18 protein-coding genes are annotated in these 22,811 nt (G+C 62.9%); 8 read left to right on the top strand and 10 right to left on the bottom strand.

Translation table 11 applies throughout. The features are described 5' to 3' along the window. Positions 1-203: 203 nt before the first annotated feature. The gene (locus ACRTG1_RS10760; RefSeq protein WP_236042258.1) at positions 204-917 is read right to left on the bottom strand and encodes a L,D-transpeptidase; all 714 of its coding nucleotides are present in this window, start codon (positions 915-917) and stop codon (positions 204-206) included. Between the two features lie 490 nt (positions 918-1,407). Between ACRTG1_RS10760 and ACRTG1_RS10755 the strand changes: the two genes are divergently transcribed. Next, positions 1,408-1,872 (top strand): aminoacyl-tRNA deacylase, encoded by a 465-nt coding sequence (locus ACRTG1_RS10755; protein WP_113155545.1) that lies wholly within the window; start codon positions 1,408-1,410, stop codon positions 1,870-1,872. 483 nt (positions 1,873-2,355) lie between these two features. Here ACRTG1_RS10755 and ACRTG1_RS10750 read toward each other — a convergent pair whose 3' ends face one another. Then, on the bottom strand, positions 2,356-3,507 hold the full coding sequence (locus ACRTG1_RS10750) for a GGDEF domain-containing protein (protein WP_432516258.1): 1,152 nt from the start codon (positions 3,505-3,507) through the stop codon (positions 2,356-2,358). Positions 3,508-3,784: 277 nt separating this feature from the next. Here ACRTG1_RS10750 and ACRTG1_RS10745 point away from each other — a divergent pair, with 277 nt between their 5' ends. After that, positions 3,785-4,786: a glycoside hydrolase family 25 protein gene (locus tag ACRTG1_RS10745; RefSeq protein WP_113155543.1), complete on the top strand. Its 1,002-nt coding sequence runs from the start codon at positions 3,785-3,787 to the stop codon at positions 4,784-4,786. 118 nt (positions 4,787-4,904) lie between these two features. Here the strand turns inward: ACRTG1_RS10745 and ACRTG1_RS10740 are convergent, their stop codons facing one another. The 3 genes from ACRTG1_RS10740 to dsbD are packed head-to-tail and all read right to left on the bottom strand — an operon-like array spanning position 4,905 to position 8,148. Then, positions 4,905-5,501 (bottom strand): DsbA family protein, encoded by a 597-nt coding sequence (locus tag ACRTG1_RS10740; RefSeq protein ID WP_113155542.1) that lies wholly within the window; start codon positions 5,499-5,501, stop codon positions 4,905-4,907. Continuing rightward, positions 5,498-6,325, bottom strand: a complete 828-nt coding sequence (locus ACRTG1_RS10735; RefSeq protein WP_206994242.1) for a TlpA disulfide reductase family protein — start codon at positions 6,323-6,325, stop codon at positions 5,498-5,500. Before ACRTG1_RS10735 ends, ACRTG1_RS10740 begins: the two co-directional genes overlap by 4 nt. A 2-nt stretch (positions 6,326-6,327) precedes the next feature. Further along, positions 6,328-8,148 (bottom strand): protein-disulfide reductase DsbD, encoded by a 1,821-nt coding sequence (dsbD, locus tag ACRTG1_RS10730; RefSeq protein ID WP_432516257.1) that lies wholly within the window; start codon positions 8,146-8,148, stop codon positions 6,328-6,330. 150 nt (positions 8,149-8,298) lie between these two features. Between dsbD and ACRTG1_RS10725 the strand changes: the two genes are divergently transcribed. The 5 genes from ACRTG1_RS10725 to ACRTG1_RS10705 all read left to right on the top strand — a co-directional run bounded on the left by ACRTG1_RS10725 (position 8,299) and on the right by ACRTG1_RS10705 (position 12,715). Further along, positions 8,299-9,087 carry a L,D-transpeptidase gene (locus tag ACRTG1_RS10725; protein WP_224873519.1) on the top strand — a complete coding sequence of 263 codons (789 nt, stop codon included), beginning with the start codon at positions 8,299-8,301 and terminating at the stop codon, positions 9,085-9,087. Between the two features lie 45 nt (positions 9,088-9,132). Beyond that, positions 9,133-9,798, top strand: a complete 666-nt coding sequence (locus ACRTG1_RS10720; protein WP_432516256.1) for a response regulator — start codon at positions 9,133-9,135, stop codon at positions 9,796-9,798. After that, positions 9,795-11,162: an ATP-binding protein gene (locus ACRTG1_RS10715; RefSeq protein ID WP_206543811.1), complete on the top strand. Its 1,368-nt coding sequence runs from the start codon at positions 9,795-9,797 to the stop codon at positions 11,160-11,162. The genes ACRTG1_RS10720 and ACRTG1_RS10715 overlap by 4 nt, the downstream gene beginning before the upstream one ends. After that, positions 11,159-11,761, top strand: coding sequence for a thioredoxin domain-containing protein (locus ACRTG1_RS10710; protein WP_206543810.1), 603 nt, complete (start codon positions 11,159-11,161; stop codon positions 11,759-11,761). Before ACRTG1_RS10715 ends, ACRTG1_RS10710 begins: the two co-directional genes overlap by 4 nt. A 225-nt stretch (positions 11,762-11,986) precedes the next feature. Further along, positions 11,987-12,715: a class I SAM-dependent methyltransferase gene (locus ACRTG1_RS10705; protein ID WP_432516255.1), complete on the top strand. Its 729-nt coding sequence runs from the start codon at positions 11,987-11,989 to the stop codon at positions 12,713-12,715. A gap of 232 nt (positions 12,716-12,947) precedes the next feature. Here the strand turns inward: ACRTG1_RS10705 and ACRTG1_RS10700 are convergent, their stop codons facing one another. After that, positions 12,948-14,072, bottom strand: coding sequence for an FAD-dependent monooxygenase (locus ACRTG1_RS10700; RefSeq protein ID WP_432516254.1), 1,125 nt, complete (start codon positions 14,070-14,072; stop codon positions 12,948-12,950). 104 nt (positions 14,073-14,176) lie between these two features. Here ACRTG1_RS10700 and ACRTG1_RS10695 point away from each other — a divergent pair, with 104 nt between their 5' ends. Then, positions 14,177-15,079, top strand: a complete 903-nt coding sequence (locus tag ACRTG1_RS10695) for a LysR family transcriptional regulator (protein WP_432516253.1) — start codon at positions 14,177-14,179, stop codon at positions 15,077-15,079. Positions 15,080-15,241: 162 nt separating this feature from the next. Here ACRTG1_RS10695 and ACRTG1_RS10690 read toward each other — a convergent pair whose 3' ends face one another. The 4 genes from ACRTG1_RS10690 to bluB all read right to left on the bottom strand — a co-directional run bounded on the left by ACRTG1_RS10690 (position 15,242) and on the right by bluB (position 22,765). Beyond that, positions 15,242-18,997, bottom strand: coding sequence for a vitamin B12-dependent ribonucleotide reductase (locus ACRTG1_RS10690; RefSeq protein WP_432516252.1), 3,756 nt, complete (start codon positions 18,995-18,997; stop codon positions 15,242-15,244). Between the two features lie 683 nt (positions 18,998-19,680). Further along, the gene (locus ACRTG1_RS10685; RefSeq protein WP_206543805.1) at positions 19,681-21,219 is read right to left on the bottom strand and encodes an inorganic phosphate transporter; all 1,539 of its coding nucleotides are present in this window, start codon (positions 21,217-21,219) and stop codon (positions 19,681-19,683) included. Between the two features lie 114 nt (positions 21,220-21,333). Beyond that, positions 21,334-21,801: an NUDIX hydrolase gene (locus ACRTG1_RS10680; protein WP_113156352.1), complete on the bottom strand. Its 468-nt coding sequence runs from the start codon at positions 21,799-21,801 to the stop codon at positions 21,334-21,336. A gap of 262 nt (positions 21,802-22,063) precedes the next feature. Continuing rightward, entirely contained in the window at positions 22,064-22,765 is a 702-nt protein-coding gene (gene bluB, locus ACRTG1_RS10675; RefSeq protein ID WP_206548847.1) for a 5,6-dimethylbenzimidazole synthase, read from the bottom strand. Positions 22,766-22,811 lie beyond the last annotated feature (46 nt).

Below are 22,811 nucleotides of genomic sequence, written 5' to 3'. Positions count from 1 at the left end.
GTTTCCGCTTTTCGTTGAATCGCGAAAACGCTCTAATGTACTGATTTTGCACAATTCCGGACGGAAAACCGGTTTCCACTTTTCCTGGAATTGCTTTAGATAATGTCGGTTGCGGTGTTGCCGCAGTTGATGTGAAACAACGAAAAACCCCTGCCGTGTGGCAACATGGCAGGGGTTTTTGTCTATCTGTCGCGCCGTAAGGTTCAGACCGTGCCGGGCTGCGGCTGGCCTGCGCCCAGCACAACCATGCGGGCGCCGCGTGGAACGCGCTTGTAGAGATCCATGATGTCGTGGTTCAGCAGGCGGATACAGCCCGAGGAAACCGACTTGCCGATGGACCACGGCTCGGTGGTGCCGTGGATGCGGTAGAGCGTGTCCTTGCCATCCTTGTAGAGGTAGAGCGCACGCGAACCGAGCGGGTTGGTGAGGCCGCCCAGCATGCCGGCTGCCAGCGGACGATAGCGCTCCGGCTCGCGCTCGATCATGGCGAGGGTGGGGGCCCAGTTCGGCCATTCGGCCTTGCGGCCGATCACGCCATCGCCTTCGTATTCGAGGCCGGCCTTGGCAACGCCGATGCCGTAGCGCATGGCCTTGCCGTTTTCCATGACCAGGTAGAGGAAGCGGTTGCCGGGATCGATGACAATCGTGCCCACGGGCTCGCTGGTCGGGTAGTCGACCATCTGGCGCAGATACTGGCGGTCGATCTTGGTCACGTCCACCGCAGGGATGACGATGCCGTTGTCTTCGATCTCGCCATACATGTCCTGATAATAGGAGAGCATTGGCCATGGGGCGTTTGCAGAGGTGCCGGGCCCGCTGCCGGTGGTGGTGCATGCCGCCGCGAAGGCGGGCAGAAGCAACAGCAGGAACACCCGCGCGCCGCGATTGGCTGCGCGTGCAACAGTGGTGTGGAACAAGGAAACTCTCCTTAAGTGTAAAATACCGGTCGGTTTTTGATGTCTTTCGCCCCGAAGGCGCGGCTGCGCGGAGGCGTTGCGGGGCACTTGCCACCCGGTTCTTGATAAATTGTGGCAAATCCCGGCGATCGTGCCCGAATGTCGCGTGAATCGTAATGGGACTGGCCATTCTGATTGCGGGGTGAGGCATTTTTCCCACAGTGACGCAGCGTAAGGTTGCGCGCGCCCGAAAAGCGGTGTGCCGGGCCATGGCGCTTTTCCAACGGGCATGACGGGTGTATTCTTGAAGCATGAGAGACCAGCAGGCGACCGGACGACGGTTTGGCGCGGCGCTGGCTTTCGCAAGCGGCGGTATGACGCCGCCCTTGTCCGCATATCCAGAACCGCGCCCGACGCGCCGGCTGACCGATGGGTCAGAAACCGGGCAGGGCCGATGCGCAATCCATGTCTGCATCCGCTGCCGGCCCGAAGGCAGGAAAGGAACGGGACCATGGGTATCGCCATGACGATGCATGAATTTCTGGAAGACAGCCACGTGCCCTATGACGTGGCCAGACACAACCGCACGGCAAGCTCTGCCATGACGGCGCGGGTGAGCCACATTCCGGGTCGCGAAATGGCCAAGGGCGTGGTGCTCAAATGGGATGACAGCTATCTGCTGGCCGTGGTGCCGGCCTCCAGGCAGGTCGATCTCGGCAAGGTGGCCGACATTCTGGGTGAGAAGGTCGTGCTCGCAAGCGAGGAGGAAACGGCGGCGCTGTTTCCCGATTGCGATGAGGGTGCGGTTCCCGTGTTTGGTGCGCCATACCGCATCGCATGCATGATTGATGAAGCGCTCGATGCCGATGACGACGTCTATTTCGAGGGCGGCGATCATCGCACGCTGGTGCATGTGACGCGGCAGGGGTTCGAGCAGTTGATGTATGGAATGCCAAGGGCGCATATCAGCAGCTAGAACCTTTGCCGGTTGCCAGTTTCCAGGTGGAGTGCAGGCGTGCGGAAACGCTCCCGCGCCTGCGCCGGGTTCTTGCTGGAGTATGGGAAGACGGGCGGCTGAAGCGACGCTCATCTTTATTGTAAAACGTGCGACCCTTCAGCCACCCGCCCGGCTCTTGACAACTTCCGACAGGGATCGCCCTGGAACCGGGTGCTCAGGCTTCGCCCTGGGGCGGGCCATCGCACCAGACCGCGTCTGAATGCGGTCCTTCGCCGGACCAGCCGCCCGCTAGCAGCGACCACACACGTTATGCGACCGGCCCGGGCACCGTCCCATCTCCGCGAGATCACCGTCGCGACCTGCTTTCCCACGAGATGGGCAGGGAGAAGGATAAGCCTGTTTGAACGGGAGGGGAGAAATCGCGCCCCGAAACGGGAAGCGATGACCGGTCTTTATGGGATGTGCGGGGATGATGCGCGGGATCTATCCCCGTTCAGCGGGTCAGGCGGCCGTGACGGCCACCTGTTCGACCCGGTTGCGGCCACGCTTCTTGGCGGCGTAAAGGCCGCTGTCGGCGACGGAGAGAAGCGTTTCCAGATCGCGCGTGCGCTTCGCGTTGCTGTAGCAAAGACCGGCGCTCAGGGATGGGTGCATGACGCCGTTTTGGGTGGGCACCGCTATGGCTGCCACGTTGGCGCGGAGCCTGTCGACGGCGAGTGCGGCCTCCACGGGTGAGAGGTCGGGCAGGAGGGCGACAAACTCCTCGCCACCCCAGCGCGCGATGATCGCAGACTGCTCGAAGGTTTCACGAAACGCCTCTGCGCAGGCCTCAAGAGTTCGGTCACCCGTGGCATGGCCGTGCTGGTCGTTGATCTGCTTGAAATGGTCGAGGTCGAAGATCGCAAGCGCGAAGGGCTGCTCGGGATTGCGCTCCAGAAAGCTGCGGGCCTCGGCTTCAAAGGCGCGGCGGTTCAGGAGGCCGGTCAGGCCGTCATGCGAAGCGAGGTGATGCAGCTTCTGCGCATCGCGTTCATAGGCAAGGGTAAGCGCAAAGGCGCTTGAAGCCAGAAAGTGGAAGAGGGCGACGTAAAGCTGGATGGTCAGGATCGTGTCGAGGGACATCTGGCGCACGAACCCATCGCCGACGAGCAACGCCTGTGCGAAGCGGATGATGAATGTGGCTGCGAGAATGCCGTAGGCGAGGATCAGCCCCTTGCGCGACAGGCTTTTGTCATCGTTGTCGCGCCAGAACTCATAGGCGCAAGCCAGTGCGATGGCTGTCTGAATGACGTTCGTGACCAGATGGAAGGCTGGGTAGGAGCCTGCGGCAAGCGGTGCCGCGCTCAAGACAAGGAAGAGCGCAAGCGGCAGGAAGAAGAGCGCCAGCGGGGCGTGCCTGTTTTCAAACTGGCGCGCGGCGCGCCAGCGCAGGCTGATGCCCAGCACGAGAAGCCCGTTGGGCAGTGCGCCGCGCAGCGCGTCGGGCAGATGGGCGCCGGCCATATAGCAAAGAAGCGCGAGACAGATCACGAGATTGGCGACGCCCCAGGTGTCCCAATAGGGCTCGCGCCGCGCCCGACCGGCGATGAAGAACACCGAAGCCATGACCAGAACGACAATCGCGTTTGCCGCAAATAGCGTGAAATTGTTCAAAACCGCGCGCCCGTTTTCCTGTGCAGCGGGCGGTGTAACGTCTCGCAGCCTAACGGCAGGTTTCAATCCGCGGTTTTTATTTGCCAGCTTGTGGATAGGGCGGCGCATTGGGGGCGGCGCATTGGGGGCGGCGCATGGGGACGGAGGTGGGCCGACATCCTTGCGGCGTGGTTAACGGCTTGATTCAAACTTTATTGGTAAGTTGAGGCTATTACTGGCTATTCGCCCGGCGAAAGCTGCCGGGGACCCAGATCCCTCGAACCCATGCAGATCGTATATGCGTCTTCCCGCGTTCCTTCGACCTGTCGTTCTGACCCTTGGCCTTGCCGGTTGCACCGGTGGCCCCAGTATCGATACAGCGCTCAAGATTGACCCGCCCTCGAACGAGGTGACGAGCTCCATTGTGCGGCCCGGCGTCGGTGTCCCCGGGGCGGGGAGCGCCGATGTGATGGCCGAGCCTGCGAGCGAAGCGGGCATGATGGCGATTGCCGAGCCGGACCGGGTTTCCGCGCCTGCACTGCAGCAGGTGGCGATGATCACGCCGATGCCGGCGCCCTCCGTGCGGCCCAAAAGCTCTTCTTCCGGCAAGGTGTATCGCAGCCGGTTCGGGGATGCGCATCCGATCAATTTCGGCAAGGTGACGCCCAAGCATCATGCGGTGCATGGCGTCGATGTTTCGCGCTGGCAGGGCGACATTGACTGGGTGAAGCTGCGCTCGCGTGGCGCGAATTTCGCTTACATCAAGGCGACCGACGGCATCGATCATATCGACCCGATGTTCAAGACGAACTGGAACGGGGCCGCGAAGGCGGGCATTCGCCGGGGCGCCTATCACTTCTTCTTCTGGTGCCGGAAGGCGTCTGACCAGGCCGAGTGGTTCATTCGCAATGTGCCCAAGGTGAAGGGCGCGCTGCCGCCGGTTCTGGATGTGGAGTGGAACCACCAGTCGAGCTGCAAATGGAAGCCTTCGCGTGCCGAAGTTCTGGAGAAGATGAAGGTCTTCCTCGACCGGCTGGAGCGCCATTACGGCCAGCGGCCTGTCATCTACACCGCTCCGGATTTCTATGAGGACAATCTGAAGGGCGCGTTCCCGAACCATCCGTTCTGGCTGCGCGCCGTGGCCGAACATCCCTCGAAGGTCTATCCGGGCCGTGACTGGGTGTTCTGGCAGTATTCGGGATCGGGCCTGAGCCAGGGCGTTGACGGCAAGATCGACCTGAACGTCTTCCACGGCAATGAAAGCGCCTGGTGGCGCTGGGTCGGGAAGGTGGCGGGCTGACCGCCTGTACGGAAATGACCGCTTGTTCGGGGGGCTTTACGCCCCCCTTTCTTTTGCGGTGTTTTTGTTTTGCGCAATTTTGGACGCAAAACCGGTTCCCGTTTTTGGCGGAATTGCTTTAGCCACGGGCCTCGGCAATGGCGGCAACAATGTCGTTGCGGCGCATCGCGCCATACTGGATCTTGGTGTTGAAGAGGAATGCCGGCGTTCCGTTGAAGCCGAACGCATTGGCCTGCTCCATGTTGCGGGAGAGAATCCCTTCAATGCGTTGGCGGTCCTTCTTGAAGTTCGACAGGAGTTTTTCCGGGTCATGGCCGGCGGCGGCAAGCGTCTCGTCGACCTCGTCCTGCGTCAGTCGTCCGGGCGTGGCCATCAGCGCGTTGTGGACGGCTTCATAATCGGGGCCGGCGGCGAGGACGAGGCTTGCCGCATGGACGGACGGGCCGCCGAAAATGGGCCAGTCCTTCATCACCAGCCGGACATTGCCGTCTTCACGCACCACGTCGAGCAGGTCGGGGTGGCCGCGTTTGCAATAGGGGCACTGGTAATCGAAGAACTCGGCGATGGTTACGTCGCCATCCGGATTGCCGATGACCGGGATTTCGGGGTCGAACAGAACCTCTTCGACGGTCGGGTAAAGCTGGGCGCGGGCCGGACCGGCGGCGGTGACGAGCGTCGCTGCGCCGGCGACGAGCAGGGTACGGCGGTTCATCATGGCCTTGTGTCTCCTGATGGGCTGATGCTGGTTTTGAGGTTCTCGATCTTTTCGACGAGCACCTCGCGTGAGATTTCGCCCAGATGTGCGTGTTGCAGGACGCCGTCGGCGTCGATGAACAGCGTGGCGGGCAGTCCGGGGGCGCTGTAGAAGCGCGACAGATCGCTGAACTGGTCGACAAGTATCGTGTCGAGCGAGAGGCCGGAGGCGGCGAGATAGCGCTGGATGGCGGTGCGGCCTTCGCCCTGATTGGCGAAGACGAAGGTGACGTCGTCCGTGGAGGCGGCGATGTCGGCCATCATGGGCATTTCACGCCGGCAGGGCGGGCACCACGTCGCCCACAGATTGACCACCTGCGGCGTGCCCTTGTGCTCTTCGAGGCGGTAGCCATTGCCCTCCAGCGTTTCAAAGGCCTGATCCGGGACGGCGAGCGGGTCGGTGCCGCCGGTGAGCTGCCATGTCGTGTTCCAGACGATGAGGGAGAGGGCGAGCGGCAGGACCGCCCAGAGGCGCTGGCGGCCTGTGGGCAGCATGACGAGCAGGCTGACGATGACGGCGGCTGCACCGGTTGGCCAGTAGAAGCCGCCCTGCCACACCGCGAAAATGCGCAGCGGGTCGGCCACAAAACTTTCCATGTTGATGAGCACATGGCCGAGGCGCGCGCCGATGATGCCGCCGAGAAACGCCCACCAGGACCAGGCGTTGAAGCGTTCGTCCACCTTGCGGGCCATGATGCCGGTGACGATGAGGAAGACGAAGATGGCGAGTACAACCGCGAAGCGGTCTGCCGCAAGCACGAGCGGCCCGAGAGATACGGCATTCATGATCAGAGCGCCTCTGCGGTTTTGGCCGAGCCGGTCAGGTTTTCCACCGTGACGGAGCCGACGAGGCGGGTGCCGGCGACCTCGCGGCCTGCGGGATCGAAGAAGAGCATGGTGGGCGGGCCTGCCACTTCAAGGGCTTTCATGAGAGCTGCGTTCTCGTCGTTGAAGTCAGACAGGTCGGCCTTGATGAGCTGGAAACCGCCAAGACCGTCGATCACGCCGGCATCCGGCAGGACCGAGCGCTCGATGACGCGGCAGGTGACGCACCAGTCGGCGGTGAAATAGACGAGGGTGGGCGCATCGCCGGCGCTGGCGAGCTGCGCTTTGAGCTCGGGGATCGAGCCGGTTTGTCCAAAGGTGAGTTCGCGGGCGGGGGCGGATGCCTCGCTGCGCTGGGCGATCTGGGCCAGCGGCTTGAGCGGATCGGTGCCGCCGGACGCCGCGCCCAGCATCAGGATGATGCCGTAGATGAGCGACAGCGCGCCAACCGAGCGGACGGCGGCGAGCGGCGTCGTTTCTGCGATCTTTGCGCTGAAGGCGAAGCTTGCGATGGCGATGAGAAGGGCTGACCAGAGCGCGAGATCAAGGCCGGCGGGCAGGAGGGGTGTCGCCGTCCAGATGGCGGTGGCCAGGAAGCCGAAGCCGAACACGCGCTTGACGCTTTCCATCCATGCGCCGGCGCGCGGCAGGGCCTTGCCGCCAAGCGTGCCCATGATGATGAGCGGGATGCCCTTGCCGATGCCAAGGCCGAAAAGGGCTGCCGCCCCCAGCGCCACATCGGCGGTCTGGGCGATGTAGAGGAGTGCGCCGGCGAGCGGAACGGTGACGCAGGGGCCGACGATGAGGGCTGACGAGAAGCCGAGAATGGCCGCCGAGCGGCGTGAGCCGCCGACGCCGCCCGTGCGGTTTGCCACCCAGCTTGTCCATGCAGTGGGCAATTGCAGCTCGAACAGGCCGAACATGGAAAGCGCCAGAACCGCGAAGAGCGCTGACAGAATGCCGATCGTGACAGGCGACTGCAGAACGAGCTGCAGGTTCTGCCCGGACCAGCCGGCGGCAGCGCCCAGCAACGCGAAGGCCGAGGCGAGCGCGATCACATAGATCGAGGAAAGCTCGAAGCCGCGCCAGGCGGTGAGCCGGTCGCCCTCGCGCGCCAGTGCACCGGCCATGATGGGATACATGGGGAAGACGCAAGGGGTGAAGGCGAGAAGCAGGCCAAAGAGCGGGAAGCTGACCAGAACGAGCAGAACGCCGCCGCGACCGAGCAGCGACTGGATGAGCCCGTCATCTTCGGCAAGCGCGAAGCCGGTGTCTTCACTGGTTGCGGGGGCGGCGGGTGATGCGGCGGTCGGCGCTTCTTCCGTGACCCATTCCACGGGCGCTGCGGCCTGCGGGGCCGCCGGCGTGGTGACGGCAAGCGACAGGGCGTTTACCTGCCGGTTTTCCGGCGCATAGCAGATGCCGCCATCCTGACAGCCCTGAAACGTGACGTCGAATGTGCCGAAGACCTGTTCGGCTAAGTGTGCGCTCGCCGCATCGTAATAGACTTCGGAGAGGCCGAATGTGGGATCGTCCTTGCGGATGCCGGGGCTGGTTTCCAGTGGCAGTTCCGCGCCGTTTTGCGAAGCGCCGATGTGATCGCGATAAAGATAATAGCCTTCGGCGATCTGCCAGTTGAGGGCAAGCGTGCCGTCCTGGGTGCGGGTGACCTCAAGGGTGAAGGCGTCTTCGACCGGCAGCGGTTTTGCGGTCTGGGCCGAGGCGGGGGCGGGCGCAAGGCTGACGGACAGGAAAGCCATAAGCGCGATCAGGATCGTCTTCATTCTGTCACTTCAAATTGTGTGGACCGCCGGGTTCGTACCCTCATGGCGGGATGCTGGAGAGCGAATTGAACGCCTCAACTTAAGGCAGCCTTAAGGTGGGTGTTGTTTGGGCAGACGGCAAACAGCTCAATGCAGCAAGGAGTTTTCAGCATGGCGCATTTTCGCACGGGCATGAGCGCCCGGATGCGGGCGTCCGACCGACCGGACGAGGAACATATCGACGATGGACATTCTGTCGGTTCAGGACGGTTGGGGCGGCGTGGCTTTCTGGCCGGGTTAAGCGCGCTGGCGGTTTCGGGCTGCGTTGCGACGCCAAGGCCCGAGGCTCCCAAAGTGGTTGAGCCGCCCAAGCCCAGGCGCGTCGTTCCACCGATGTATTACGCCATGCCGAATGAGCGTTTTCCCATTCCCGAAGTGGATGTCAGCCATCTGGAAGAGCGCTGGTGGCGCAAGGATGTGGATTATCCCACCAGCGAGCGCAAGGGCACGCTGATCGTGGATACGCCGAACAGGTATCTTTACCACGTGACGGGACCGAACCGCGCGACGCGCTATGGCATTGGCGTCGGACGCGACGGCTTCTCCTGGGCGGGGCGTGCGATCATGGCCTATCGCCGTGAATGGCCGCGCTGGACGCCGCCGAACGAGATGGTGGCGCGGCGGCCGGAACTGGAGCCCTACAGCATCGCCAATGGCGGCATGCCGCCGGGCCTGCGCAATCCTCTTGGCGCACGCTCGCACTATATCCATCTGAACGGCAAGGACACGCTTTACCGCATTCATGGCACGCCGGAGCCGTGGAGCATCGGCAAGGCGGTGTCGTCCGGCTGTATCCGCCTGATCAACCAGGATGTGATTCACCTGCACGATAATGTAAGGGACGGCAGCCCGATTGTTGTCATTCCCGATCCGAAGATGGAACATCTTCTGGTGACCTGATGCGGGCCTTCGGGTCTGAATGCTTGATCGAATGAGACGCGTGCGATGCGACTTTTGGTGGTTGAAGACGATCCGCTGCTTCTGGACGGGCTGACCGTGGGGCTGGGGCTTGCCGGCTTTGCGGTCGATGCCGTGGCCACCTGCGAGGACGCTTTCGCCGCGCTCAGCGCACAGGCCTATGAAGGGGTCGTGCTCGATCTGATGCTGCCGGATGGCTCTGGCCTCGACGTGCTTTCGGATCTGCGCCGGCGGGGTGACGCCACGCCGGTGGTTCTTCTGACGGCGCGCGATCAGGTTCCCGACCGGATCGCCGGGCTGGACGCCGGCGCAGACGACTATGTGGGAAAGCCCTTTGATCTCGACGAATTGTCGGCGCGTGTGCGCGCGGCGGTGCGCCGGGGCAAGGGGCGCTCCAGCGCAACGCTTGCATGGGGCGGGGTGACGCTCGATCCGGCAAACCAGTCGGTGAGCCGCGACGGTGATCCGGTGATCCTGACGCGGCGCGAATTCGCGCTTCTGGCGGCGCTGATGGAGCGGCCGGAAAGCATCCTTTCCAAACCGGCGCTCGAAGAAACGATCTATGGCTGGCAGGAAGAGGTGGAGAGCAACGCCGTGGAGGTGCACATCCACAAGCTGCGCTCCAAGCTTGGCTCCGATTTCATCAAAACCGTGCGCGGGGTTGGCTATCGGCTCCGGGAGGCGGGCGCATGAGATCCATCCGCGCACGGCTGATCCTGATCCTCATGGGCTCGACCGGGCTCGTGTGGCTGCTCGCGGTCGGCTGGATCTATCTCAGCACGCAGGCCGAGGTGGAGCGGGTGCTGGATGCGCGGCTGATGGAAGCGGCGCGGATGGTCAATTCGCTCCTTTCCGACCACCGTATCGAGGTGGGGCTGGAGGAAAATGCCGCCCGCAAGGCGATGGGGGAGTTCGAACTCAGCAATCGCCCCTATGAACGCCAGCTCTCCTGCCAGATCTGGACGCTGGAAGGCAGCCTTGTGGGGCGCTCGGAAAATGCGCCGGAAGCCCAGCTGACGGAAATTCAGGACGGGTTTTCAGAGACCGAAGTGGGTGGCGAGCGCTGGCGCGTGTTCACCGTGGAAAACGAGGTTCTGGGCGTGCGGGTGATGGTGGGCGACAGCCTCCAGATCCGCGACAGCCTGGTGAGCGATGTGATCAAGGGGCTGGTGGTGCCGGCGCTTCTGATCCTGCCGTTTCTGGCCGGGGTCATTCTCGTTTCGGTGCGCCGCGGCCTTTCGCCCCTGAGCGACATGGCCGAAACGCTTTCGACGCGCGCGGCCAATGATCTGCGCCCGCTGGAGGCGGCCAGTCTGCCGAAGGAGATTGCGCCGGCGGTGAACGCGCTGAACGGGCTTTTCAAGCGGGTGGAAGATGCGCGCGACCGCGAACGCAGCTTTACGGCTTTTGCCGCTCATGAACTGAAAACGCCGCTGGCCGGCGTGAAAACGCAGGCGCAGATTGCGCTGGCGAGCGATGACCCGACCGTGCACGCCAATGCGTTGCGGCAGATCACCATGGGCGTGGATCGAACGAGCCGGCTTGTGAAGCAGCTTCTCGACCTGACCGCGCTTGAGGCGAATGACAGTGAGCCGACCCTGCAACCCGTGAGCGCGCGGGCGCTGATGCGCAGTGTGGCGGCGGAGCTGCCGCTGCCGCAGGGCGCGGCGCGGCTGAGCGTGGAGGCGGATGGCGAAGGCGCGGACAGGGTTCTTGTCGAGCCGCATTTCCTCTCGCTGGCGCTGCGCAACCTGATCGAGAACGCGCTGAACCATGCGCCGGAGACCACGGGCGTGGTGTGCCGGGTGGACGAGGCGAATGATGGCGTACGCCTTGTGGTGGAAGATCGCGGTCCGGGCATTCCCGAGGCAGAGCTTTCGCAGGTGGTGGAGAAATTCGTGCGCGGGCGAAACCGCTCGGCAACCGGTAGCGGGCTGGGGCTTGCCATTGCACAGGCGGCGATGGCGCGCATGGGCGGAACGCTGGCGCTCGAAAACCGCGACGGTGGTGGTCTGCGCGCCATTCTGACCGTGCGAAAGGCGGAGGCGGCTGCATGATTTCCCGACGTTTCTTTCTGGCTGGAGCCTCCGGCGCGCTGGCGGTTGCGCCGCTGGCGGCACGCGCCGCGCCCAGCCTGAATGACATGGTGCGCGACCCGGCGCTTCAGGCGCTGGGCAATCCGGCGGGCGATGTGACCATTGCGGAGTTCTTCGATTATCTCTGCCCCTCCTGCAAGGCGATCCACCCGGCGCTGAAGGAGATCGTGCGCTCTGACGGCAATCTGCGGCTGGTGATGAAGGACTGGCCGATCAATGGCGATGTGGCGTGGTATGCCTCGCGCATGGTGCATGCATCGGCGGCGCTGGGCGTCTATGAGGCGGCGCATAATGAAGTGATCGCCATTGAGGGCGGGTTGACGCATGGCAAGGTGGACGATGCGCTGCGCAGCGTGGGGGCGGACGCCGGCGCGGTGCGTGACATGCTGGATGTGCATCTGAAGGCAATCGATGCGCTGATTGGCCGAAACGAGGCCCATGCAAAGGCGCTCAAGCTTGCCGGAACGCCGAGTTTCCTGATCGGTAACCGGCTCTATCGCCGGCCGATGAGCGCGGACGAGATCGTGGAAGCGGTGGCGCTGGCGCGCTCCGGGCGCTGAGGCCGCAGCTTGACAGATCCGCCATGGCGGAGAATATGGCGTCATGATCGGACAGGACACCCACATCGTTTCCCGGATGGCCGGCATCTCTTCAGGCGAGATGCCGGGGTTTAAGACACGCTGACAACCAGACGCGGTCCATGATCCTGCAACCTCGCCGCAGTGCGGACGGGGTTTTGTGCGTGAAGCTGCGCCCCGTTCTTTTTCAAGGAATGGAGACTTTCAATGGCACAGAACATCTACGACAACCCGGAGTTCTTCGAAGGCTACAGCCAGCTGCCCAGGCAGGTGCATGGTCTGGCGGGCGCGCCGGAATGGCCGGCCATCAAGGCCATGCTGCCGGATATGACGGATCGGCGGGTGGTTGAACTGGGATGCGGGTTTGGCTGGGCGTCCCGCTATCTGCGCGAGGCCGGGGCGCGGAGCGTTCTTGGCCTCGATGTCTCGCAGAACATGATCGAGCGCGCGCGCGCCGACACGAATGATGCGGCCATCGAATACCGCATTGCCGATCTGGAAACGCTGGAACTGCCGCAGGGCGCGTTCGATTTCGCCTTCAGCGCGCTGACCTTCCACTATATTCAGGATTTCGACCGGCTGGTGCGGATGATCCATGCGGCGCTGACGCCGGGTGCGCACTTCGTGTTCACCATCGAGCATCCGATCTTCATGGCCGCCACACAGCCGCGCTGGCTGCCGGAAGAGGACGGGCACAAGACCTGGCCGGTCAATTGCTACGCGCTGGAGGGGGAGCGGCGAACGGACTGGTTCGCAAGCGGCGTGCTCAAATATCACCGCACCATGGCGACGACGCTGAACACGCTTGTCGGCGCAGGGTTTGCGCTGCGTGAGATCAGGGAATTCGCCCCGACCAGGGCGCAGATCGCGGAAATGCCGGATCTGGCCGAGGAGCTGGAGCGGCCGATGATGCTGCTGGTTTCGGCGGGGCGGTGAGGGCGGGCAGGGGCTGCTTTAGGCTGAAAGAGGCGGGGTTTCCCGCCTGTTTTCTCTGGGGCGCGGGCGCGGCGCTCTGTGCCCTGTGCCCATGGACTGCAAACGCCATGCCAAAGCCGCGCCCAGAAGATAAGCCGACACATGGCCGGGCTTTGGGTAGCCTGCGAGTATGCAATCGAGCAGAAGCCCCGGAATTACGATCAGGGCGATGAGGCTGATTGCCCATTTGCGATTACCCTGATCCCTTTTCGAGACCCTGCATCCAGAGACGGCTCAACTGCCCGGCGGAGAACCCGGGGGCAGGGGGACTGGACTTCGACTGGTCTCCAAAAATTCGCTGTGCGACCTGTCGCCCTGCAGACTGCGCCGCAGACGTCTTCACGATGCGCGTCTCATAAAAACGCGAAAGCGCGGTCTCCAGACGATCATGTTCCTCCAGCATTCTGGAAAGATGCCACGCGTCTTCCAGCGCCTGACAGGCGCCCTGGCCGGAGGTGGGCAGGGGAGCGTGGGCTGCATCCCCGATGATCAGGACATTGTCCCGATGCCAATGGGGCAGGGGATCGAGGTCATGGACGAAAATGCGATTGAGCGATATTTCGTTGCGCGATTGCAGCACATTCTGGACCGGGCCGGGCCAGTCCCGAAAACGCTGGTCCATCTCATCGTACCAGGCGGGCAACGGCCGCGTCCTGTCGATCGGGGTGCGCCACGCGGCTGCCCAGAAACACAGACCATCACCAACAGGGACGATGCCGAAACGTTCTCCCGCCCCGCAGAAATCGTGAATGGCGGCATCGATGACGCCACGCTCCGGCTGGCTGATGCCGATAATGTTGATGAAACCCTGATAGCGGGGAAGCACGTCTTCTGCATGGATCGCCTGACGCACCGCCGAGTTCATGCGGCCATCTGCACCGACGACGAGATCATACTGCGTCCTGAGCCCCTCGATATCCTGCGCGGCAATTGAGCGATTGAACTTGATGTCGACGCCCAGTGCATGCAACGCCCCGGCCAGAATGCGCATGAGATCGCGACGCAATATGGTCACGCTCGGGAAGCCGCACAGCCTGTTCACTTCCAGGATATCAAATTCGGCCTTCTGGATGCCGTGCTGATCGAACTGGCGCATGAAGCGGGGCGCGCCGCCCTTGCGTTTGATGGCGTCTGCCAGCTCCATCTGCTCCATAACGAAGACGGCATTCGGCCACAGGGTGACCCCGGCTCCCATTGAGGAAACCGCACTGCCACGCTCAAACAGGCTTACCTGATGGCCTTGTCTGGTGGCGAAAATGGCGAGCGCCATACTGGCGACACCGGCGCCCACGATGGCAATTCGCTTTGCACTGGTCATCCGCTCTCTCCTGATCAAGAAATCTGATGCAGCTTGTATCGAGCTCCTGATTGGCGATAAATCTGGCTTTGTTGCTTTGTTAATCCCGTTATTTGGGCGAATGGATGCTGGAAAAAATCGAACTTCAGTGGTTGCTCTGCTTCCAGGCGGTCTATGACAAGCTGAGCTTCAAGCTGGCGGCGGAGCAGCTTCAGTTGCCGACATCCAATGTCAGCCGGCATGTCGCCTTGCTGGAGCGGCAGCTCAATGTTCGTTTGCTGGAACGCACGACGCGGAAGATGATCCCGACGGCGGCAGGCAAGCAGCTTTACCGGTCCATGACACCGCTCACGCAAGCGATGGATGATGCGCTGGAAGAGGTGTCCCTGTTCGGGGATTCCCTGTCCGGTCACCTGCGGATCATCACGCCGGACCTCCCGTTCATGGCCGAAATCCTCGCGGATTTCTGCGTTCGGCATCCGCAGATACAGCTTAGCTGCGACACCCGGCTGGACCCGACGGACGGATTGCTGGAAGGGTTCGATCTGGTGTTGCGCTTTGGACGCGGACCGCTGGAGAATTCCGGCTGGGTTGCAAGGGAAATCCTGCGCTGGCCGAGCTGTGTGGTGGCTGCGCCAGAGCTTCTGGAGCGATACCCGGCGCCGCAATCGCTGGAGGCGTTGAGCAGGGCCCCGTGTATTACGAGCATGTCGGTGCTTCAGGGAATGCCCTGGCGTTTCAAACAGGAGCAGACCGTTCAGGTGCAATCCAGCTACAGGGTGAACAGCGGTCAGATGGCGCGGGCGGCGGCGCTGAAAGGGCTGGGGTTTGCCGTTTTGCCCCTTCATGCCTGTCAGTCAGACATCGATGCCGGCTCCCTCATCAAAATTGATCTCGAGCCCGCGCCAGAGGATCTGGTGCTTTATGGGTTTTACTCAGGCAGAAAATATCCGCAGGTCAGGGTGAAGGCGTTCCTGGAGCACCTTCAATCGGCGCTCGCTGAGTTCTCTGCGGGTCCGGTCGAATGAAGGCTTCCGATAACGCCTGAAACGAAAAAATCCGGGCCGATGGACCCGGATTTTCTCTGGTTCTGTCGTCGCATGGCGCCGGCAAATTACCAAACTGCCATTGCGGACATTTCAGGGTGCAGGAGGACAAACCATGTTGCCCTCCTCAATGTGACCCTTGCTTCAGCTACAGCCGCTCGTTGCGCCGCAGGTGTCGCACTTCTCGCAGGTGCCGTTGCGCACCATGGTGAAGTTCTGGCACTCCGAGCACATATTGCCCGTATAGCCCTGCATGATCGCCTGCTGGCGGCGGTGGCTCTCGACCTTCTTTGCTTCGGCGGCTTCCTGAGCGGCTGCCTCGGTGAAGAGGGCGTCGGTTTCGCCTTCCTGCGCGGCTTCCTCTGCCAGCTCCTTCGCACGCTCCTCATAGTCGCGGCGGAAGGCGGTGGCTTCTTCCTGCAGTTCCGAAACGGCAGGCTTCAGCGCGTGGACGGTTGCACCCGAGGCGATGGCGCGGACGGACGGGCCGCCGGCTTCGCCCTTGGGCTCACCGCTTTTGCCGGAAACCAGCTTGAACGGGGTCGCGCCGCGGGTCAGGCCCTTGGAGAAGGGGATCGCCTTGCCTTCATTGATGCCGCGGCCGAGCGCGGTGTTGGTGAAGTCGGACGTGTCCACATGGGCGAGATCCGAACGACCGAGATAGGACACGGCCAGCTCGCGGAACACATAGTCGAGGATCGACGTGGCGTTCTTGATCGCATCATTGCCGATGACCATGCCGGCCGGCTCGAATTTGGTGAAGGTGAAGGCCTCCACATATTCCTCGAGCGGCACGCCGTATTGCAGGCCAAGCGAGATGGCGATGGCGAAGTTGTTCATCATCGCACGGAAGGCAGCACCTTCCTTGTGCATGTCGATGAAGATCTCGCCGAGGCGGCCATCGTCGAACTCGCCGGTGCGCAGATAGACCTTGTGGCCACCGATCACCGCTTTCTGGGTGTAGCCCTTGCGGCGGTTGGGGAGCTTCTCGCGTTCGTCGCGGACAACCTTTTCCACGATGCGTTCGACGATCTTCTCGGAGACGACGGCGGCCTGCGCGGCAGCCGGTGCGGCGACCAGCTCTTCGGCCAGATCGTCGGCATCGTCCTCATCGTCGGACAGGAGCGCGGAGTTCAGCGGCTGCGAGAGCTTGGAACCATCGCGGTAGAGCGCGTTGGCCTTGAGCGCCAGCTTCCAGGAGAGGAGGTAGGCCGCCTTGCAGTCCTCGACCGTCGCCTCGTTGGGCATGTTGATGGTCTTGGAGATGGCGCCCGAGATGAAGGGCTGCGCGGCAGCCATCATGCGGATGTGGCTTTCGACCGAAAGGTAGCGCTTGCCGACCTTGCCGCACGGATTGGCGCAATCGAAGACGGGCAGGTGCTCTTCCTTCAGATGCGGTGCGCCTTCAAGCGTCATGGCACCGCAAATGTGGATGTTGGCGGCCTCGATTTCCTTCTTGGTGAAGCCGAGTGCGGCCAGCATGTCGAAGGAGAAATCGTCGAGCTGCTCGTCGGTGAGGCCCAGCGTTTCCTTGCAGAAATCCTCGCCGAGCGTCCACTTGTTGAAGGCGAACTTGATGTCGAAGGCCGATTTGAGCGCACCGTTGACGGCGGCGATCTTCTCGTCGTCGAAACCCTTGCCCCTGAGGCTGGTCGGGTTGATGGCCGGAGCCTGATCGAAATTGCCATGACCGACCGCATAGGCCTCGATCTCGGCGATCTGGGCTTCGGAATAGCCGAGCGTGCGCAGGGCTTCCGGCACGGCGCGGTTGATGATCTTGAAGTAGCCGCCGCCGGCCAGCTTCTTGAACTTCACCAGTGCGAAGTCGGGCTCGATGCCGGTCGTGTCGCAGTCCATGACGAGGCCGATCGTGCCGGTGGGCGCGATGACGGTGGCCTGCGCATTGCGGTAGCCGTGCTTTTCGCCCAGCTCAAGCGCGCGGTCCCAGGCGGCGCGGGCATGCTCGATCAGATCGGCATGCGGGCACTCGTCCGCCTTGAGCGGCACCGGATTGACCGACAGGCCCTCATAACCGTCGCTCTGGCCATGGGCGGCGCGGCGGTGGTTGCGGATGACGCGCAGCATGTTCTCGGCATTGCGCTCATAATCGGGGAACGCGCCGAGCTCGCCGGCCATCTCTGCCGAGGTTGCGTAAGCGACACCGGTCATGATCGCCGTCAGCGCGCCGCCAATAGCGCGGCCTTCCGCTGAATCATAGGGGATGCCGGAGGTCATCAGCAGACCGCCAATATTGGCGTAGCCGAGACCCAGCGTGCGGTACTCGTAAGAGAGCTTTGCGATCTCCTTGGACGGGAACTGGGCCATCATCACGGAGATTTCCAGCACCATGGTCCACAGGCGCACCGTGTGCTCGTAGGCCGCAATGTCGATGGTGCCGTCCTGATTGCGGTACTGCAGGAGGTTCATCGAGGCGAGGTTACAGGCCGTGTCGTCCAGGAACATGTATTCCGAGCACGGGTTCGAGGCGCGGATCGGGCCCGCTGCCGGCGAGGTGTGCCAGTCGTTCATGGTGGTGTTGTAGTGCAGGCCCGGATCGGCGGACGCCCATGCGGCGTAACCGATCTTGTCCCACAGGTCGCGCGCCTTGAGGGTCTTTGCGACCTTGCCGTCAATGCGGTTGATCAGATCCCAGTTGCCGTCGGTCTCCACGGCGCGCAGGAAGTCGTCCTTGAGCGAAACGGAGTTGTTCGAGTTCTGGCCCGAAACGGTGAGATAGGCTTCCGAATCCCAGTCCGTGTCGTAGGTCTTGAACTGGATGTCGGTGTAGCCCTGGCGGGCGAACTGGATGACGCGCTTGATGTAGTTCTCAGGCACGGCATTGCGCTTTGCAGCACGGATCTCGCGCTTGAGCGCCGGGTTCTGGGACGGGTCGAAGCATTCATCATTGTCGGCCTCGCAGTTGATGCAGGCCTTCATGATGGCTTCGAGGTGCTTCTTGGCGATCTTGGAACCGGTGACGAGGGCGGCGACTTTCTGCTCCTCCTTCACCTTCCAGTCGATGTAAGCCTCGATATCGGGATGGTCCGCATCGACAACGACCATCTTGGCCGCGCGGCGGGTGGTGCCGCCCGACTTGATGGCGCCGGCAGCGCGGTCGCCGATCTTCAGGAAGGACATGAGGCCCGAAGACTTGCCGCCGCCGGAGAGCTTTTCGCCTTCGCCGCGCAGATGAGAGAAGTTGGAGCCGGTGCCGGAACCGTATTTGAACAGGCGCGCCTCGCGGACCCACAGGTCCATGATGCCGCCTTCATTGACCAGATCGTCGCCGACCGACTGGATGAAGCACGCATGGGGCTGCGGGTGCTCATAGGACGATTTGGACTTGGTCAGCTTGCCGGTGAACGGGTCGACGTAATAGTGGCCCTGGCCGGGGCCATCGATGCCATAGGCCCAGTGCAGGCCGGTGTTGAACCACTGCGGCGAATTGGGGGCAACGCGCTGGGTGGCGAGCATGTAGCACAGCTCGTCCATGAAGGTCCGGGCGTCTTCCTCGCCATCGAAATAGCCGCCCTTCCAGCCCCAGTAGGTCCAGGTGCCGGCGAGACGGTTGAAGACCTGCGCGGCGCTGGTCTCGGAGCCATAGCGCTCGTCTTCGGGCAGATCCTTCAGCGCTTCTTCATCGGCAACCGAACGCCACAGGAAGGAGGGGACATCATTCTCCTCGACCTTCTTCAGGTGCGCGGGCACGCCGGCCTTGCGGAAATATTTCTGCGCGAGAATGTCGCTGGCGACCTGGGAGAACTGCGCCGGAACGTCGATGTTCTCCAGCCGGAAGACGATGGAGCCGTCCGGGTTCTTGATTTCGCTCGTGGCCTTGCGGAACGCGATTTCCGCATATGGGCTTTGGCCTTGCTTTGTGAACCGGCGTTCGATGCGCATTTTGTCCTCTTTGCCCCTAATCCATATATAGCGTCTTGCGCAGCGAATGGCTCATCACATCTTCACTGCGCGGACACCGTGTCCGCCATGCCGGGCGCTTGAAGCGCGCGACGCCTAGATACCGAAGGTTGGTTCCTTTATGCGGCCCGGAATCCGGAAACCGCTAGGTCTTGTTTCGCAGGTGCGAAACCGCCCCCAACCTGATGCGACTGCGACGTCAATGTCACAGAACTGATACATTATATGGTGCGTAGGATTTCCGAAATCACTAAATATAGTGTTAACAGATTCTTGATGCCTCACGGCAGCCGACGCCCCCGCCTGCTTTTTCCACGGCGCAAACGATGCCGTTCCGCCCGAAACAGATGTCCGGGCAGATGCTGGAAACTCAAACGAATTGGAAAATCGACCGGCTTTGCGCCGACCAACCGCACCGTACGAACGCGAGTGCCGGACCATAAAATGCGACTCGTACCGTGGCGTCAAGAAGTCGGCGGATTATGACAGGCAATCACTACATGTAGTGTGTGAGGTGTGTGAATTATGGGGAAGTCGCACGCCAGCTGTTGCGGTTTGAAAAACCCATCTTTCCCGGCGTCTCGGGAGGAGGGGTGTGCAGAAAAAAGCGCACAGGCCGGAGGGGCTGTGCGCTTTGATCGATGAGGGCCTGTGCAGTTTCCGGGTCAGGCGATCAGGTCGAGCACCAGAAAGATGACGGCTGAAAGGATGGCGGCGGCGGGAACCGTGGTGACCCATGCGGCAACGATGGTGCGCACATGGGCGCGGCGCACCAGTTTGCGACGGGCGACTTCCTCGCGCGAGGTCTTTTGCTGTTCGACTTCGAGATCGTCATCGTCGCTCGACTGGATGCCATTGTCTGCCTTGAGGCGCACGCCCTTGCGCTCCAGATAGGCGCGGCGGCGCTTGGAATGGGCGGTGTACCACTCGCGGAAGAAGCCGACGCCGAAAATGGCGCCGACGGCGGTGTGGGTCGAGCTGATGGGAAGGCCGAAACCGGAGGCGATGATGACGGTGATGGCTGCCGAAAGCGCAACGCAGAAGGCGCGCATCGGGTTGAGCTTGGTGATCTGCTCGCCGACCATGCGGATGAGCTTGGGGCCGAATAGGACGAGGCCGATGGAAATGCCGGCCGCGCCGATGACCATGACCCAGAGCGGGATGGCGACGGTCGTGTTGACGGTGCTCTCATGCACGGTGAAGACGATGGCGGCCAGCGGGCCGACGGCGTTCGCCACGTCATTTGCACCATGGGCAAAAGAGAGGAGGGCGGCCGAAATGACCAGCGGCACCTTGAACAGGCTGCGCAGCGACTGATTGCGGTTTTCGAGCCCTTCCGACTGCGCATGCACGAAGAGATGGGCGAGGAACCAGGTGACTGCGAAGAAGGCGAGACCGATGATGGCTGCGCCCCCGCCGGTGACCGGGAAAACCTTTTTCAGCCCCTTGAGGGTGAGATAGGCGGAGAATGTGCCGGCCATGATGGCGATCAGCAGCGGCAGCCAGCGGCGCGCGGCGGCGATCTTGTCATCCTGATAGATGATGGCGGTCTTGATGAAGGCCAGGAAGAGGGCGGCGATGACACCGCCGACAACCGGCGAAATGACCCAGCTTGCCGCGATCTGCGACATGGTGGCCCAGTCCACGGAGGAGAAGCCGGCAGCCGCGATGCCCGCACCCATGACGCCACCGACGACCGAGTGGGTGGTGGAGACGGGGGCGCCGATCCAGGTCGCCAGGTTGATCCAGAGGGCGGAGGAGATGAGCGCGGCCATCATGGCGCGCACGAAGGCCTCGGGCGTTCCCACGGCGGCGGGATCGATGATGCCCTTGGAAATGGTGGAAACCACATCGCCACCGGCGATCAGCGCGCCGGCGCTTTCAAAGACGGCTGCGATCAGGAGCGCGCCGCCGAGCGTCATGGCCTTTGCGCCGACAGCCGGGCCGACATTGTTGGCCACGTCATTCGCGCCGATGTTGAGCGCCATATAGGCGCCGATGGCGGCGGCAGCGACGATGATCACCGCGCGCGGCTCGCCGAACGTGTAGGTGGCGGCGAAGATGGCGGTGAGCGCGAGGAACAACAGGGCAAGACCGGGGGCAACCAGGCCGCGCGCCACGGTGGTGGTGGCTTCCTCGACATAGACGAGCTTGTCTAGATCCTTGTCGAGCGTCTGTTTGCGTGGATTGCTGCTTTCGCTCATGCGATATCCATCTCGTGCCCTGGCTTCACGATGGTGAAAGTGTGCGGAAAAAACTCCGCACCGGGTTAGGAAACAAACCCGCGCGCGGCAAGCGCCGACGGCAAAAAAGACCGATCAGGCGGCGATTTCTCGTGGATTGTGGCTGAATGCGATCAGAAGCTCACCGAGATCGCGCTCCTTCACGGCGGCTGCCGCCTCCTGGGGCGAGAACCACTGGCGGGTGCGCTGCTTGCGCTCCGGCCACTTGGCGCGCTCCTCGGTCACTTCCAGCGGGACGACCGCAACCTCGCAGGGCCACTCGACCCCGGTGCCGTCTTCCTTGTGGTAGTAGAAACGGCCGATTTCGCCGGCTGCGGGCCTGCCGCGCACGCCGGCCTCTTCACGCGCTTCGCGCTGTGCGGCCATGGCGAGGGTTTCGAGCCCTTCGGGCCAGCCCTTGGGCAGCACCCAGCGACCGGTTCCCCGGCTGGTCACGAGCATGATCTCGATGCCGCTGCCGTTCGCCGCGTTGCGCCACGGCAGCGCTGCTGCCTGAACGCGGCGGGGATTGCCACCGAACAGACGCCGAACCGTTTCGGTCAGCCGCAAACGTGTGCCGTGCGTGAAAATCGTACTTCTCCTCAACCGGGCACATCGCGCCCAGATTCATGTTTTTCCTGTAAGTTACTGTTTCTACGCTTATTTGCGCGCCGGGTGGCGGAACAATTGCCACTCAAGCTTTCGGACTCGAATCAGGGCGCGCGGAAAGCCTGATCGCAGACATAATCAATTTACGCAGAGAATCAAGAGGTTGGCGCAATGATCATGCGTCGCTTGTCGGATATGAAGGCGAGCGTTGCACGCTTCAGTCTTCTTCGCGCCAGCCTTCTTCATGGATATGGGAGGCGAGTGGCGAACGGCGCTTCCAGCCCCGCTTTTCAAGCTCGGGACTGTCGAAGAAGCCCTTGACGTGGCCGACACACAGATAGCCGACGAGGCGCAGGCGCTCGGGGATGCCGAGCACCGCCTTGACGCGGTCTTCATGCAGGATGCTGACCCAGCCGACGCCAATGCCTTCTGCGCGGGCGGCAAGCCACAGGTTCTGAATGGCGCAGACCGTGCTGAACAGGTCGGTGTCGGCCATGTGGGTTGCGCCCAGAATGACCGGCCCGCCACGCTCGCGGTCGCTGGTGATGCAGATGTTGAGGGGAGCCGAGGTGATGCCGGCGAGTTTCAGGGCGCGGTACTGATCCCGCTTCCCGGCAGGAAAGCGCTCTGCGGCCTGCGCGTTGGCATCGGCAAAGATGTCGGCGATCCGCTGGCGGGTCTCCGGCCTGCGGATGAGAATGAAGTCCCAGGGCTGCGACAGGCCGACCGAGGGTGCGCGATGGGCGGCGTCCAGAATGCGGGCGAGCGCGGCCTCGTCGATCGGATCGGGCAGAAACTCGCCGCGCACGTCGCGGCGGGTGGCGATGGCCCGATAGACGGCGTCACGCCCGGCAACGTCAAAGGGCGCGCCGGACGTGAGACCGTCCGTCGGTTCGGGCCTGTCGTCGCTGCGCGACATGAAGTTGCTCCTGGGCGTGCTGCGGCCGGGAAGGGCAGCGCTGCGC

The sequence above is a fragment of the Nitratireductor sp. PBL-C9 genome, assembly GCF_050877045.1.
Taxonomy (GTDB): Bacteria; Pseudomonadota; Alphaproteobacteria; order Rhizobiales; family Rhizobiaceae; genus Nitratireductor; species Nitratireductor aquimarinus.
The sequence above is the reverse complement of the archived record's forward strand: the minus strand, read 5'-3'. Positions and strand labels throughout refer to the sequence as shown.

Excerpts from the sequence above, each read along its gene's own strand:
- ACRTG1_RS10755 (WP_113155545.1), top strand. The coding sequence starts at position 1,408 with ATGGGTATCGCCATGACGATGCATGAATTTCTGGAAGACAGCCACGTG.
- ACRTG1_RS10745 (WP_113155543.1), top strand. The coding sequence starts at position 3,785 with ATGCGTCTTCCCGCGTTCCTTCGACCTGTCGTTCTGACCCTTGGCCTT.
- ACRTG1_RS10740 (WP_113155542.1), bottom strand. The coding sequence starts at position 5,501 with ATGATGAACCGCCGTACCCTGCTCGTCGCCGGCGCAGCGACGCTCGTC.
- ACRTG1_RS10735 (WP_206994242.1), bottom strand. The coding sequence starts at position 6,325 with ATGAATGCCGTATCTCTCGGGCCGCTCGTGCTTGCGGCAGACCGCTTC.
- dsbD (WP_432516257.1), bottom strand. The coding sequence starts at position 8,148 with ATGAAGACGATCCTGATCGCGCTTATGGCTTTCCTGTCCGTCAGCCTT.
- ACRTG1_RS10725 (WP_224873519.1), top strand. The coding sequence starts at position 8,299 with ATGGCGCATTTTCGCACGGGCATGAGCGCCCGGATGCGGGCGTCCGAC.
- ACRTG1_RS10720 (WP_432516256.1), top strand. The coding sequence starts at position 9,133 with ATGCGACTTTTGGTGGTTGAAGACGATCCGCTGCTTCTGGACGGGCTG.
- ACRTG1_RS10715 (WP_206543811.1), top strand. The coding sequence starts at position 9,795 with ATGAGATCCATCCGCGCACGGCTGATCCTGATCCTCATGGGCTCGACC.
- ACRTG1_RS10710 (WP_206543810.1), top strand. The coding sequence starts at position 11,159 with ATGATTTCCCGACGTTTCTTTCTGGCTGGAGCCTCCGGCGCGCTGGCG.
- ACRTG1_RS10705 (WP_432516255.1), top strand. The coding sequence starts at position 11,987 with ATGGCACAGAACATCTACGACAACCCGGAGTTCTTCGAAGGCTACAGC.
- ACRTG1_RS10700 (WP_432516254.1), bottom strand. The coding sequence starts at position 14,072 with ATGACCAGTGCAAAGCGAATTGCCATCGTGGGCGCCGGTGTCGCCAGT.
- ACRTG1_RS10695 (WP_432516253.1), top strand. The coding sequence starts at position 14,177 with ATGCTGGAAAAAATCGAACTTCAGTGGTTGCTCTGCTTCCAGGCGGTC.
- ACRTG1_RS10690 (WP_432516252.1), bottom strand. The coding sequence starts at position 18,997 with ATGCGCATCGAACGCCGGTTCACAAAGCAAGGCCAAAGCCCATATGCG.
- ACRTG1_RS10685 (WP_206543805.1), bottom strand. The coding sequence starts at position 21,219 with ATGAGCGAAAGCAGCAATCCACGCAAACAGACGCTCGACAAGGATCTA.
- bluB (WP_206548847.1), bottom strand. The coding sequence starts at position 22,765 with ATGTCGCGCAGCGACGACAGGCCCGAACCGACGGACGGTCTCACGTCC.